The following is a 12,963-nucleotide window of genomic DNA, read 5'->3' on the forward strand; positions in this document are numbered from 1 at the left end:
CCCGCACGCCGGCCGGGGCGACCCCGGGGTCCGTAGGCCACCAGGCCCGCGGGCCCCGGGGATCACCGGGCGCCACCCGGATCCCTCGCACCGCTCCCCCACACCCCCCACACGCGGATGGGCGCAATTCCTTAGACAGTCGAAGGAATTGCGCCCATAATCGTTAGACATGGGAAAGACTCACGAGCGCATAGACGGCCGCCTGCGTACGTTCATCGAGGCGCAGCCCCTCTTCTTCACCGCGACCGCGCCCCTGTCGGGCGACGGCACGGTCAACCTCTCGCCCAAGGGCCTCACCGGTTCCTTCGCGGTCCTCGACGAACTCACCGTCGCCTACCTGGACTTCGCCGGCAGCAACGCCGAGACGATCGCCCACCTCCGCGAGAACGGCCGGATCACCCTGATGTGGTGCGCCTTCCAGGGCCCGCCGAACATCGTCCGCGTACACGGCCGGGGCGAACCGGTCTTCCGCGACGACCCGCGCTTCAAGGAACTCCTCACGCACTTCCCGGGCATCGACCCGACCCCGCACGGCCTGCGCGCGATCATCGTGGTGACGGCCGAACTCGTCCGGGACACCTGCGGCTACGCGGTCCCCAACATGTCGTACGACGAGGACCGCGATCTGCACGCCAAGCGCTTCGCGCGCGAGGACGACGCCTCACTCGACGCGTACTTCGGAAAGAAGGAGCACATCGCGACAAGCATGGACGGTCTGCCCGGGCTGCCCCTGCCGCTGCCTCCCACCCCGGCCTGAGCCCGCACCACCCGAGAACCTCGCACCACGCCAGTGCGCGATGTCGGAGTATGGACGTTTTGCCGATCTTCATGGTGGACATGACAGTTGTGCCTTTTGACGGAATTCTCCCTTCCGCCGTGCGCAGCCCCTACGCTCGGCAAAAACCGCCCACCGGGCGGAACACCAGGAACGGATGGGGGATCCATGTTCCGAGCCGCAAGCGAACCTCAGAGCAAACGTCATGTCCGGAACTCGTTCTTCGTCGTGGGTGAGGGAATCCTCGCCGACCCCGGAACCGACAAACCGGCCGAAGCGCAGGCGGCGTCGAGCGTCGCGGCGCTGCGCAAGTTCCAGTTCTCCCGGTTAGGACCGAAGGCGAAGCCCGACCAGCTGCTCGACCGGGCCCAGCGCGCGGAACTCGCCCAGAAGATGACCACGGACCCGCCCGGCCCGGGCGGCCAGCCCAACTCCAACCCCGGGGTACCGGCGGGCTTCACCTACCTCGGCCAGTTCGTGGACCACGACATGACCCTGGACGCCACGGCGGTGCAACTGGAGGAGAACGTCACCGTCCAGCAGCTGCTCCAGGGCAGGTCACCGGCGCTGGACCTCGACAGCCTCTACGGCCTCGGACCGGACAACCGCTTCGACCGCCGCTTCTACGAGGACGACGGGATCCGGCTGAAGTCCGGCACGACCCAGGGCATCCCCGGCGCCACCGACATCACCAAGGACCCGCTGGCCGGGTTCGACCTGCCGCGCGTCGGAGCGGGTTCGCTGCCGTCCGAGCGACGCCGGCCGCTGATCCCGGATCCGCGCAACGACGAGAACCTCGCCGTCGCCCAGATCCACAGCGCGTTCATCCGCTTCCACAACCGGTTCGTGACCGAGCTGGCCGACAAGGGCGTGTCCAGCGCGGTGCTCTTCGAGTCGGCGCGCGAGGCGGTCGTCAAGCACTACCAGTGGATGCTCGTCCACGACTTCCTCCCGCAGATCGTCGACGGGAGCGTCATCGACGAGGTCTTCTCCAAGGGGCGCAAGCACTTCGAGCCCTCGCCGGGGGACCAGGACCGCCCGACGATGCCGATCGAGTTCTCCGTGGCCGCCTACCGCCTCGGCCACAGCATGGTGCGCGACGAATACGAGTGGAACCGGATCTTCCGCACGGGGGGCCTCACCGAGGCCACGCTCGAGCTGCTGTTCCGCTTCACCGGCACGAGCGGCAACCTCTCCCCGGGCGGCGACATCAACGACCCCGAGTCGGGCAGTTTCGAGCGCCTTCCCACCAACTGGATCGCCGACTTCCGGCGCCTGTTCGACTTCCCCAAGGGCGGTCGCGCCGACCTGGCCGTGACCGCCGCGGAGTTCAACCTCACCAAGCGCATCGACACTCTGCTGGTCGACCCGCTGGCGAAGCTGCCGCTCGGCTCGTTCGGCGCACGCCCGCAGGGGCCCGGCGACGCCATCGAGTTGAACCTGGCGTTCCGGAACCTCACCCGGGCCAACATGGTGAGTCTCGCCACGGGTCAGCAGATGGCCTCACGGCTCAAGGTGAAGCCGTTGCTCGCCTCCGACTTCGACAACCGTGACGGAGCCCAGCTCTCGGACCCGCTCAGGAAGAAGCTCGTCAAGGACTGCCCGCTGTGGTTCTACATCCTCCGCGAGGCCGAGGTGAACGGCGGCGGCAAACTGACCGACGTCGGCGGACGCATCGTCGCCGAGGTCTTCCACCGCGCCATCGAAGGCAGTCGCCACTCCATCGTGCGTGACCCCTTCTGGCGTCCGTTCCTCACGCCCGACCCGCAGCGGAAGGCCGACGGGAAGTTCGACATGACCGACCTCCTGCTGTACGCGTTCGAGGGCAGGGCCGAACTGCTCAACCCGCTGGGTCCGTGAGCCCGGACCCTGTGGGCACCGTGGTTTCCGGGCGCCCCGGCGGGCCGCCCGGAAGCCACGGGAACACCGGCGCCGACACCGGGGAACACACCTGCGGTCGGCGCCCGGACGGCCCACCCGGGCTGCCGCTGCCCCTGCCTCCCAGTAGCGTCTGAGCATGCGCCCAGGAGCCGCCCTTCTCGCGTCCGTGTCCCTGTTCGTACTGGCCCCGAGTGCCCCAAGTGCCCCCGGTGCGGCCGGTGACGCCGCCGGCCGGGCGCCGCTGCCCGAGCGGATGGCGGACACGGGCGGCGGCAGTCAGCTCATCACCGCGCAGGCCTCCCGGACGTCCTCGACGACCGGCACGGTCACCTGGTGGAACCGGCGGGACGGGCACTGGGTGAAGGCCGGTTCCGTGCCCGCGCGCTTCGGCGCCAAGGGGCTCGTCGAGGGCAACTCCCGCAAGCAGGGCACCGACACCACCCCCACCGGCCTGTACGACCTGCCGTACGCCTTCGGTATCAAGCCGGCACCCGAGGGGACCAGGGCGAAGTACCGCCCGGTGAAGCAGAACTCCTGGTGGTGCCAGGACACCGCCTCCCGCTCCTACAACCGCTGGACCGAGCCACGCCCGGCCGACTGCCGTGCCGCCGAGTCCGAGCACCTGATCACGTACGGGACGCAGTACGCGTACGCGCTCGTCGTCGGCTTCAACTACGAGCGGCCGGTGCGGGGGCGCGGGGCGGGGATCTTCCTGCACGTCAACGGAAGCGGAGCGACGGCCGGTTGTGTCTCCGTGTCCCACGACGCGATGCGACGCATCCTGACCTGGGCCGATCCGGCGCGCAGTCCGCACATCGCCATCGGGACGGACGGCGGGCCCACCTCGATCGTCCGCTACTGACCGCTGCCTCCGACTTCGTGCGGCCTTCCGCCGAGGAGACCCGCGCCACCTCGGGTTACCGCGAGTCGCAGCAGTTCACGGCTTGCTCCGCGGGCCGTTGAACACTCCGCCGTCCCGGGACGTACCACTGGGCCAAGGGGCCACTCCCCTTCCCAGCGTCCCCCACGGAGGAACCGTGAGCACGATCGCCGGCGGCCGCGCGGCGCGGCGCCAGACGATGCGCCGCATTCGCCCACGTCGCTCCCCCGCCATCCCGTTGCTGATCGCCGTGTGGGCGGGTGCGGCGGGTGTGATCTGGCTGTGGTGGAGCAACACCCCGTCCATCGCGGACGACAAGGGCCGGATCCTGAACGCGGGCCGGATCACCGGTCTGCTGGCCGGGTATCTGATGGCCCTCGTGGTCCTGCAGATGGCCCGGGTACCGGCGCTGGAACGCCGGGTCGGCTCCGACCGGGTCGCCCGCTGGCACGCCATGAGCGGCCGTTACATGCTCTGCCTCACGCTCGCCCACATCGGTCTGACGATGTACGGCTACGCCCTCCAGGCGAACACGGGGGTCGTCGAGCAGACCGTCGAGTCGGTCAAGACCCTGCCCGACATGGGCAAGGCGGCCATCGGCACGGGTGTGCTGCTGTTCATCGGCCTGATCTCCGTCGGCGGACTGCGCAAGCGGATCCCGTACGACACCTGGTACCACATCCACCTGCTCACGTACGTGGCCGTGTACCTGTCGTTCTGGCACCAGCTGTCCACCGGCAACGACTTCGCGGTCGAGCCGGCCGCCACGACGGCCTGGTACGCGCTGTACGGGACCGTGACCGCGCTGGTGATCTGGTACCGGGTGATCACGCCGGTCCGGCTGAACCTGCGGCACCGGATGCGGGTCGAGGAGGTCGTCGAGGAGGCGCCCGGCATCGTCTCCGTGCTGATCAGCGGGAAGCGGCTGCACCGCATCGGTGCCGAGCCAGGGCAGTTCTTCCGCTGGCGGTTCCTGGCACCGGGCATGCGGCTCAGCTCGCACCCGTACTCGCTGTCGGCGGCGCCCAGGCCCGGTCTGCTCAGGATCACGGTCAAGGCGCTCGGCGACCACAGCACCGCGCTGAAGGGGCTGAAGCGGGGCACGCGGGTGTGGGCCGAGGGCCCGTACGGCGCGATGACCGCGTCCCGGCGCAGCCGCGGCAAGGTGCTGCTGATGGCCGGCGGAGTGGGGATCACCCCGATGCGGGCGCTGTTCGAGACGCTGCCCGCCGAGCGCGGCGACCTCACCCTGCTGTACCGGGCCAACAGCACGCAGGACCTGGCGCTGTGGGACGAGCTGTCGGCGATCGCCGACGAGCGCGGCGCCCGCCTGATGTACGCGGTGAATAGTCCCGACGGTGAGCGCCCGGACATCACTCCGGACACGCTGCGCCGGAAGCTGCCCGACATCGACGAGCACGACGTGTTCCTGTGCGGGCCTCCCGGCTTCGCCGAGGGCGCGTACACCGCACTGCGCGGCGCGGGCGTGCCGGCCCGCCGCATCCACCACGAGTCCTTCGAGCTGTGACGAACGGGAGTCCGCACCGATGAAGAAGAGCCACCCCCTGCGACGAATCGTGCTGGCCGGTGCCGCCACGGTGTCCGGGATCGTGCTGCTGCTGACGCTGAAGCCCTCCTCGGACCCGGCGGCCGCGTCGGCCGAGGGCACGCCACAAGGCCAGCAGTCGGTCGCACCCCAGGGCTCCGGAGGCGTACAGGCCGCGGGCGGAGGTGACCAGACCCTCACCGGTGACGTCGTCAAGACCGAGTACGGCAACGTCCAGGTCCGCATCACGATGAGCGGCGGGAAGATCACCTCGGCCGCCGCCATCGAGGCACCCAGCGGCGGTCGCAGCACCGAGGTCAGCACCAACTCGGTGCCCAAGCTCAACCAGGCGGCGATCCAGACGGGCAGCGCCGACATCGACGCGGTCTCGGGTGCCACATACACGAGCGGCGGCTACAAGAAGTCCCTGCAGTCGGCCCTCGACAAGGCCGGCTCGTCCTCGGCGACCGGCGGCGGCTCGGCCGACGCGAGCGGGTCCACCGGCGGATCCACGGGTGGGTCCACAGGTGGCTCCACGGGCGGAGGTGCCGCCCAGGCGAAGACCCTCACGGGCACGGCCGTCGAGACCGACTACGGCCCCGTGCAGGTCCGGATCACCGTCAGCGGCGGGAAGATCACCAAGGCCGAGGCGGTGCAGTCGCCCAGCGGTGGCCGCAGCAGCCAGATCAGCGGTGACGCGGTGCCCAAGCTCAACCAGGCCGCGGTCGCGGCGGGCAGCGCCGACATCGACGCCGTGTCCGGTGCCACGTACACCAGCGGCGGCTACAAGGAGTCCCTGCAGTCGGCCCTGGACCAGGCCGGTGGCTGAACCGACCGAGCCGGCCGAACTGGCCGATCCCGCTGAACCCGCTGAGGCGCCCGTCGCGGTGCGTCACGCGGAGGAGGTGATGGGCACGGTCTTCTCCTTCGACGTACGGGGTGGTGAACCCGGGGCCGTACAGGCCGCGTTGGCGGAGGCCGTGGCCCAACTCCACGCGGTGGACGAGGTGTTCAGCACCTACCGCGAGGACAGCCAGATCTCCCGGCTGGCGCGCGGCGAACTGACCGTCGACGGTTGCGACCCCGAGGTCGCCGAGGTGCTCGAACTGTGCGCCGAGGCAGAGCGGTTGAGCGACGGCTGGTTCAGTACGAGATACGCGGGTCTCATCGACCCGACCGGCATGGTGAAGGGCTGGGCCGTCGAGCGCGTGGCCCGGCATCTCGTCGCGGCCGGCGCGAGCGGCGTCAGTGTGAACGGTGGCGGCGACGTGCAGATGTACGGCGTGCCAGGGCCTCACCGGCCCTGGCGGGTCGGCGTCTCCGACCCGCTGCGGCCCGGCGGTCTGGCCGCGGTCGTCTCCGCGGCCGGCGTCGACGAACTGGCCGTCGCCACCTCCGGCTCCGCCGAACGCGGCACCCACATCGTGGACCCGCGCACCGGCCGCTCCGCGGTCACCGACCTGGTCGCCGTGACCGTCGTCGGCCCCCGCATCACCTGGGCCGACGCCTGGGCCACAGCCGCCTTCGCCATGGGCTCCCGCCAGGCCCTGACCTGGCTGGAGTCCCTGCCGGACGTCGAGGCCTTACTGATCACGGCGGGCGACGAGGTCAGATGCACGGGGGGCTTGGCCAATCGGCTGGGCTGAGCGGGCGCCACCCTTCAGGCGCGCGGCCGGGGGGTTCAGAGGCGCGGGCGTCCCGGACGAGCGGCCCGAACTGAGACGCAGTCAGCCCTTCGGACACGCACGGGAGGCAAGGGTTCCAGAAGCGCGGATGGCCTGGCAATCGGCCTGGGGCCCGGGGCAAGCTTTTAGGGGCGCAGGCGTCCTGGTAGACGGCCTGGGCCGAGGCAGCTTTAGGGGACGCGGATGGCTGGCAGTCCGCCTGGGCCAGGCCAAGCTCTTTAGGGGCGCGGGGAACTGCGCGACCAGCCACAGCCCACCCGCACCCGAATCACAACCTCAATGATGGTTCTGAGCCAACCGCAGCAAGTGGTCCGCCAACGCCTGTCCACCCGTAGGATTCCGGCTGATCAACAGCAACGTGTCATCCCCGGCGATCGTCCCGAGGATGTCGTGCAGCTCGGCCTGGTCGATCGCCGAGGCGAGAAACTGCGCAGCCCCCGGAGGAGTCCGCAGAACCACGAGGTTCGCCGAAGCCTCCGCGGAGATCAACAGCTCCGAGGACAGCCTCCGCATCCGCTCCTCCTTCGCCGACTCCCCCAGCGGCGCGCGAGGCGTACGGAAACCCCCCTCGCTGGGCACCGCGTAGATGAGGTCGCCGTCGTTGTTGCGGATCTTCACCGCGTTCAGCTCGTCCAGGTCCCGGGAGAGCGTCGCCTGAGTGACGTTCAGCCCGTCGTCGGCAAGAAGCTTCGCCAACTGGCTCTGGGAGCGCACCGGTTGCCGGTTGAGGATGTCCACGATCCGGCGGTGGCGTGCGGTGCGGGTCTGCGGGACCGCGGGCCCCGCGTGCTCATGGTCCTGCGCCTGACTCATCGTCGTCGTCCCATTCCTCAGGATGCTCCGTCCCCGTCGGCGTCTCGGGCCTGGTCGAGGACGCCGGGCAGGGCCCGCAGGAACACGTCCACCTCGTCGTCGCTCACGTTCAGCGGCGGCATCAGCCGTACGACATCGGGGGCGGGCGCGTTCACCAGGAGACCGGCGTCCTGAGCCGTCTGTTGCGCACGGGGCGCGAGCGGCTCGGTGAGCACGATACCCAGGAGGAGGCCCGCTCCCCGGACATGGTCGATCAGCGGATGGCCGAGCGTCTCGATTCCGTCCCGCAGCTTCTCGCTCGTCCGCTTCACGTTCTCCAGCAGCCCCTCCGCCTCGATCGTGTCGAGGACGGCGAGCCCGGCGGCGCAGGCGACCGGGTTGCCGCCGAACGTCGTGCCGTGGTGGCCGGGCTTCAGCAGCTGCGCGGCCCGGCCGAAGGCGACGGTCGCGCCGAGCGGAAGCCCACCGCCGAGCCCCTTGGCGAGCGTGACGACGTCCGGCAGGACACCCTCGTGGGCCTGGTACTCGAACCAGTGCCCCGTCCGGCCGACACCCGTCTGCACCTCGTCGAGGACGAGGAGCGTGCCGGTGGCGGCGGTGATGGCGCGGGCCGCCTTGAGGTAGCCGGGCGGCGGTACGATCACGCCGTTCTCGCCCTGGACCGGCTCGATGACGACCAGCGCGGTGTCCTCGGTGACGGCGGCGGCGAGCGCCTGCGGGTCCCCGTACGGCACATGCGTGACGTCGCCCGGCAGCGGCAGGAACGGCTCCTGCTTGCCCGGCTGGCCGGTGAGCGCGAGCGCGCCCATGGTGCGGCCGTGGAAGCCGCCCTGGGTGGCGACCATGTGCCCACGGCCCGTGAGCCGGCCGATCTTGAAGGCACCCTCGTTGGCCTCGGCCCCCGAGTTGCAGAAGTAGACCCGGCCCTCCCGCCCGAAGAGCTGGAGCAGCCGTTCGGCGAGCGTGACGGGCGGCTCGGCGACGAAGAGGTTGGAGACATGGCCGAGGGAGGCGATCTGCCGGCTCACGGCCTCGACGATCGCCGGGTGGGCGTGGCCGAGCGCGTTGACCGCGATCCCGCCGACGAAGTCCAGGTACTCCTTGCCGTCGGCGTCCCACAGCCTGGTGCCCGCGCCGCGGACGAGGGGCAGCCGCGGGGTGCCGTAGTTGTCCATCAGCGCGCCCTGCCATCGCTGGGTGAGCTGTTCGTTGGCGGTCATACGGCTTCCCCCTCTTGCCTGTTCGGCGATTGCGCCTGCGGCTCTTGCCCGTGCCGCTCCTGCCCGTGCGGCTCCTGCGCGTCCGGCACGACCATCGTGCCGATGCCTTCGTCGGTGAAGATCTCCAGCAGGATCGAGTGCTGGACCCGACCGTCGATCACCCGGGCGGTGTTCACGCCGTTGCGGACGGCGTGCAGACAGCCCTCCATCTTCGGCACCATGCCGCTGGCCAGTTCGGGCAGCAGCTTCTCCAGCTCTCTCGCGGTGAGCCGGCTGATGACCTCGTCGGAGTTCGGCCAGTCCTCGTAGAGTCCCTCGACGTCCGTGAGGACCATCAGTGTTTCGGCGCCCAGCGCCGCAGCGAGTGCCGCAGCCGCCGTATCAGCATTGACGTTGTAGACATGTCCGTCGTCCTGGCTACGGGCGATCGACGAGACGACCGGGATCCGGCCGTCGGCGAGCAGTGCCTCGATCGCGCCCGTGTCGATCGCGGTGATCTCGCCCACCCGCCCGATGTCGACCAACTCCCCGTCGATCTCGGGCTGGTGCTTGGTGGCGGTGATGGTGTGCGCGTCCTCGCCGGTCAACCCCACGGCCAGCGGCCCGTGTTGGTTGAGCAGCCCGACCAGCTCGCGCTGGACCTGTCCGGCGAGCACCATCCGTACGACGTCCATGGCGTCCTCGGTGGTGACCCTGAGGCCCGCCTTGAACTCGCTGACGATGCCGTGCCGGTCCAGTGCCGCGCTGATCTGCGGGCCGCCGCCGTGCACGACCACGGGCTTGAGCCCGGCCTGGCGCAGGAACACGACGTCCTGTGCGAAGGCGGCCTTCAGGTCCTCGTCGATCATGGCGTTGCCGCCGAACTTGATGACGACCGTCTTGCCGTTGTGCCGCGTCAGCCAGGGCAGCGCCTCGATGAGGATCTGCGCCTTGGGCAGTGCGGTGTGCTTGCGGGTAGTGCTCATGAGGAGTACGCGCTGTTCTCGTGGACGTAGTCGGCGGTGAGGTCGTTGGTCCAGATGGTGGCCGTGTCGGAGCCCGCGGCCAGGTCGGCGACGATGTGGACCTCGCGGTAGCGCATGTCGACCTTGTCGCGGTCCTCGCCGACGCCGCCGTTCTTGCAGACCCACACGCCGTTGATGGCGACGTTCAACTGGTCTGGCTCGAAGGCGGCTTGAGTCGTGCCGATGGCGGACAGGACGCGGCCCCAGTTGGGGTCCTCGCCGTGGATCGCGCACTTGAGGAGGTTGTTGCGGGCGATGGAGCGGCCCACCTCGACGGCGTCGTCCTCGCTCGCGGCGTTGACCACCTCGATCTTGATGTCCTTGCTGGCGCCCTCGGCGTCCCGGATGAGCTGCTGACCGAGGTCGTCACAGACCTTCCGTACGGCCTCGGCGAACTCAGCCTCGTCCGGGGTGACCTGGGAGGCCCCGGAGGCCAGCAGCAGCACGGTGTCGTTGGTCGACATGCAGCCGTCGGAGTCGACCCGGTCGAAGGTCGTACGGGTGGCGGCGCGCAGGGCCCTGTCCAGTACGTCGCTCTCGACGTCGGCGTCCGTGGTGAGGACGACCAGCATCGTGGCGAGGCCGGGGGCGAGCATGCCCGCGCCCTTGGCCATGCCGCCGACGGTCCAGCCGTCCCCGCCGGCGACCGAGGTCTTGTGGACGGTGTCGGTGGTCTTGATGGCGATGGCGGCCTTCTCGCCGCCGTGCTCGGAGAGTTGGGCGGCGGCCTGCTCAACTCCCGGCAGGAGCTTGTCCATCGGGAGCAGCAGGCCGATGAGCCCGGTCGACGCTACGGCGACCTCACCGGCGTTCTGCCCGAGGACCTCGGCCACCTTCTCGGCCGTCGCGTGCGTGTCCTGGAAGCCCTTGGGGCCCGTACAGGCGTTGGCGCCACCGGAGTTGAGGATCACGGCGGAGACCAGTCCGCCCTTCAGCACCTGCTCGGACCAGAGCACCGGCGCGGCCTTCACGCGGTTGGAGGTGAAGACGCCCGCCGCGGCCAGTCTGGGCCCGTTGTTGACCACGAGGGCGAGGTCCGGGTTGCCGTTCTCCTTGATGCCTGCTGCGATGCCGGAGGCGGTGAACCCCTTGGCGGCGGTGACACTCACGGTGCGACTCCGATCGTGGAAAGGCCCGTGGCCTCGTCGAGCCCGAGGGCGATGTTCATGCTCTGGACGGCACCGCCCGCGGTGCCCTTGGTGAGGTTGTCGATGGCGCTGATCGCGATGATCCGGTGCGCGGCCGCGTCGAACGCGACCTGCACCTGAACGGCGTTGGAACCGTAGACGGACGCGGTCGCGGGCCACTGGCCCTCGGGCAGCAGATGCACGAACGGTTCGTCGGCGTAGGCCTTCTCGTATGCGGCCCGTACCGACTCTGCGGTGACGCCCTCGCGGGCTTTCGCCGTGCACGTGGCGAGGATGCCGCGGGGCATCGGCGCGAGGGTCGGGGTGAAGGAGACGGTGACGGGCTCACCGGCGGCCGCGCCGAGGTTCTGGATCATCTCGGGGGTGTGCCGGTGGACGCCGCCGACGCCGTACGGGGACATGGAGCCCATGACCTCGCTGCCCAGCAGATGCGCCTTGGGCGCCTTGCCCGCTCCGGAGGTCCCGGAGGCGGCGACGATCACGGCCTCGGGCTCGGCCAGACCGGCGCCGTACGCCGGGAAGAGCGCCAGCGAGGCGGCCGTCGGGTAGCAACCGGGCACCGCGATGCGCTTGGACCCCTCCAGCGCAGCGCGGGCACCCGGCAGTTCGGGGAGGCCGTACGGCCAGGTCCCGGCGTGCGCCGAGCCGTAGAACCGCTCCCAGTCTGCCGCGTCCTTCAGCCGGAAGTCGGCCCCCATGTCGACGACCAGTACGTCAGGCCCGAGTTTCTCGGCGACGGCGGCGGACTGTCCGTGGGGCAACGCGAGAAAGACGACATCGTGCCCCGCGAGGACCTCGGGTGTGGTCTCCTGAAGCACGCGGTCGGTCAGTGGCAGCAGATGCGGCTGCAGCGCACCGAGCCGCTGACCCGCGTTGGAGTTTCCGGTCAGAGCGCCGATCTCGATCTCGGGGTGCGCCAGGAGCAGACGCAGCAGTTCCCCGCCCGCGTACCCACTCGCTCCGGCCACTGCCGCACGTACCGCCATGGAACCCTCCTCTTAGATGGCATGACTATACGTTTCGCTGCACGTTTATGCAATCTGAGGCGTGTGGCGCGGGGCGGGGTCCGCCACCTGCGGAGTTCGCCGCAGCGCGGCTGCATAGGATCGCCCGCATGGCACTGCGACCCGTTCAGGTGAACATCAAGGCTCTCGATGGCTTGGCGGTCGGCCGGTTCTGGGCGGAAGCGCTCGGCTGGAGGGTTTTCAGCCCTGGTGTGACCACCTACGTCGGACCCGACGGCGGACCCACCGGCGGGCCCGACGGCGAACTCGTCTGGCCGCATCCGGTCACCGTCTGCATCGACATCGTTCCCGTCCCGGAGCCCAAGACGGCGACGAAGAACCGTACGCACCTCGATCTCGCCACCACCTCCGTGGCCCATCAGACGGAGCTGGTCGCACGCCTGAGGGCGCTCGGTGCGATGCCTGTCGACGTGGGCCAGCGAGACGTGCCGTGGACGGTCCTCGCCGACCCCGAGGGCAACGAGTTCTGCGTGCTGGAGCCCCGGGAGATCTACCGGGACACCGGGCCGATCGCCGCGGTGGTGGTCGACTGCGTGGACCCTCGGGCCATGGCCCGGTTCTGGGGCGAGGCGACGGACTGGACGGTTCACGAGGTGACCGACGATCACGCGTCGCTGCGCTCCGCCAAGGGTGGCGGCCCGTATCTCGAATTCCTCCGCACGCCCGACGTGAAGACCGTGCCGGACCGCGTCCATCTCGACCTGCTGCCGTACCCCGGTGACGACAAGGCGGCGGAGGTGGACCGGCTGCGCGCCCTCGGCGCCACCGACCTCGACCTCGGCCAGGGCGACGTCCCGTGGACGTGCCTGACCGACCCTGAGGGCCACGAGTTCTGCGTTCTCGCCCTGCCCTGACGCGGAGCCCTGGCGACACCCCGGCACCCCAGCACGCTTAAGGGGTGCTTTCAGAAAGCCGGGTGTTTGCGGGCGAGGGTCATGCAGTGGGCGAGCTGGAGGAAGGCGTCGTGCATGTCGTCTCTGGTTTCC

The 12,963-nt window shown here is 70.1% G+C and carries 12 protein-coding genes; 7 read left to right on the plus strand and 5 right to left on the minus strand.

The genetic code is table 11. From position 1 onward, the window contains the following. The first annotated feature begins 169 nt into the window (after positions 1-169). The 6 genes from ACIBEI_RS48770 to ACIBEI_RS48795 all read left to right on the plus strand — a co-directional run bounded on the left by ACIBEI_RS48770 (position 170) and on the right by ACIBEI_RS48795 (position 6,728). A complete protein-coding gene (locus tag ACIBEI_RS48770; RefSeq protein WP_398897909.1) occupies positions 170-757 on the plus strand; it encodes a pyridoxamine 5'-phosphate oxidase family protein in 588 nt (195 codons plus the stop codon). Positions 758-1,003: 246 nt separating this feature from the next. Next, positions 1,004-2,635 carry a heme peroxidase family protein gene (locus ACIBEI_RS48775; protein ID WP_398897910.1) on the plus strand — a complete coding sequence of 544 codons (1,632 nt, stop codon included), beginning with the start codon at positions 1,004-1,006 and terminating at the stop codon, positions 2,633-2,635. A gap of 157 nt (positions 2,636-2,792) precedes the next feature. Continuing rightward, positions 2,793-3,518: a L,D-transpeptidase gene (locus tag ACIBEI_RS48780; protein WP_398897912.1), complete on the plus strand. Its 726-nt coding sequence runs from the start codon at positions 2,793-2,795 to the stop codon at positions 3,516-3,518. Positions 3,519-3,735: 217 nt separating this feature from the next. Then, positions 3,736-5,064: a ferric reductase-like transmembrane domain-containing protein gene (locus ACIBEI_RS48785; protein ID WP_398897923.1), complete on the plus strand. Its 1,329-nt coding sequence runs from the start codon at positions 3,736-3,738 to the stop codon at positions 5,062-5,064. A gap of 19 nt (positions 5,065-5,083) precedes the next feature. After that, positions 5,084-5,911, plus strand: coding sequence for an FMN-binding protein (locus ACIBEI_RS48790; protein WP_398897914.1), 828 nt, complete (start codon positions 5,084-5,086; stop codon positions 5,909-5,911). Between the two features lie 79 nt (positions 5,912-5,990). Continuing rightward, on the plus strand, positions 5,991-6,728 hold the full coding sequence (locus ACIBEI_RS48795) for an FAD:protein FMN transferase (protein ID WP_398897924.1): 738 nt from the start codon (positions 5,991-5,993) through the stop codon (positions 6,726-6,728). A 315-nt stretch (positions 6,729-7,043) separates the two neighbouring features. On the opposite strand, the gene ACIBEI_RS48800 is transcribed toward ACIBEI_RS48795, so the two are convergent. From ACIBEI_RS48800 to argC, 5 genes are read right to left on the minus strand one after another with little or no spacing between them, the layout of a single operon-like run. Beyond that, positions 7,044-7,580 carry an arginine repressor gene (locus ACIBEI_RS48800; RefSeq protein ID WP_055613870.1) on the minus strand — a complete coding sequence of 179 codons (537 nt, stop codon included), beginning with the start codon at positions 7,578-7,580 and terminating at the stop codon, positions 7,044-7,046. A gap of 17 nt (positions 7,581-7,597) precedes the next feature. Next, a complete protein-coding gene (locus tag ACIBEI_RS48805; RefSeq protein ID WP_398897916.1) occupies positions 7,598-8,800 on the minus strand; it encodes an acetylornithine transaminase in 1,203 nt (400 codons plus the stop codon). After that, positions 8,797-9,765: an acetylglutamate kinase gene (argB, locus tag ACIBEI_RS48810; protein WP_398897917.1), complete on the minus strand. Its 969-nt coding sequence runs from the start codon at positions 9,763-9,765 to the stop codon at positions 8,797-8,799. Before argB ends, ACIBEI_RS48805 begins: the two co-directional genes overlap by 4 nt. After that, on the minus strand, positions 9,762-10,913 hold the full coding sequence (argJ, locus tag ACIBEI_RS48815; protein ID WP_398897918.1) for a bifunctional glutamate N-acetyltransferase/amino-acid acetyltransferase ArgJ: 1,152 nt from the start codon (positions 10,911-10,913) through the stop codon (positions 9,762-9,764). Before argJ ends, argB begins: the two co-directional genes overlap by 4 nt. Beyond that, positions 10,910-11,938, minus strand: coding sequence for an N-acetyl-gamma-glutamyl-phosphate reductase (gene argC, locus ACIBEI_RS48820; RefSeq protein ID WP_398897920.1), 1,029 nt, complete (start codon positions 11,936-11,938; stop codon positions 10,910-10,912). Before argC ends, argJ begins: the two co-directional genes overlap by 4 nt. A gap of 128 nt (positions 11,939-12,066) precedes the next feature. Here argC and ACIBEI_RS48825 point away from each other — a divergent pair, with 128 nt between their 5' ends. Beyond that, positions 12,067-12,831, plus strand: a complete 765-nt coding sequence (locus ACIBEI_RS48825; RefSeq protein WP_398897922.1) for a VOC family protein — start codon at positions 12,067-12,069, stop codon at positions 12,829-12,831. Positions 12,832-12,963 lie beyond the last annotated feature (132 nt).

It is taken from the genome of Streptomyces sp. NPDC050988 (genome assembly GCF_044456225.1).
Lineage (GTDB): Bacteria > Actinomycetota > Actinomycetes > Streptomycetales > Streptomycetaceae > Streptomyces.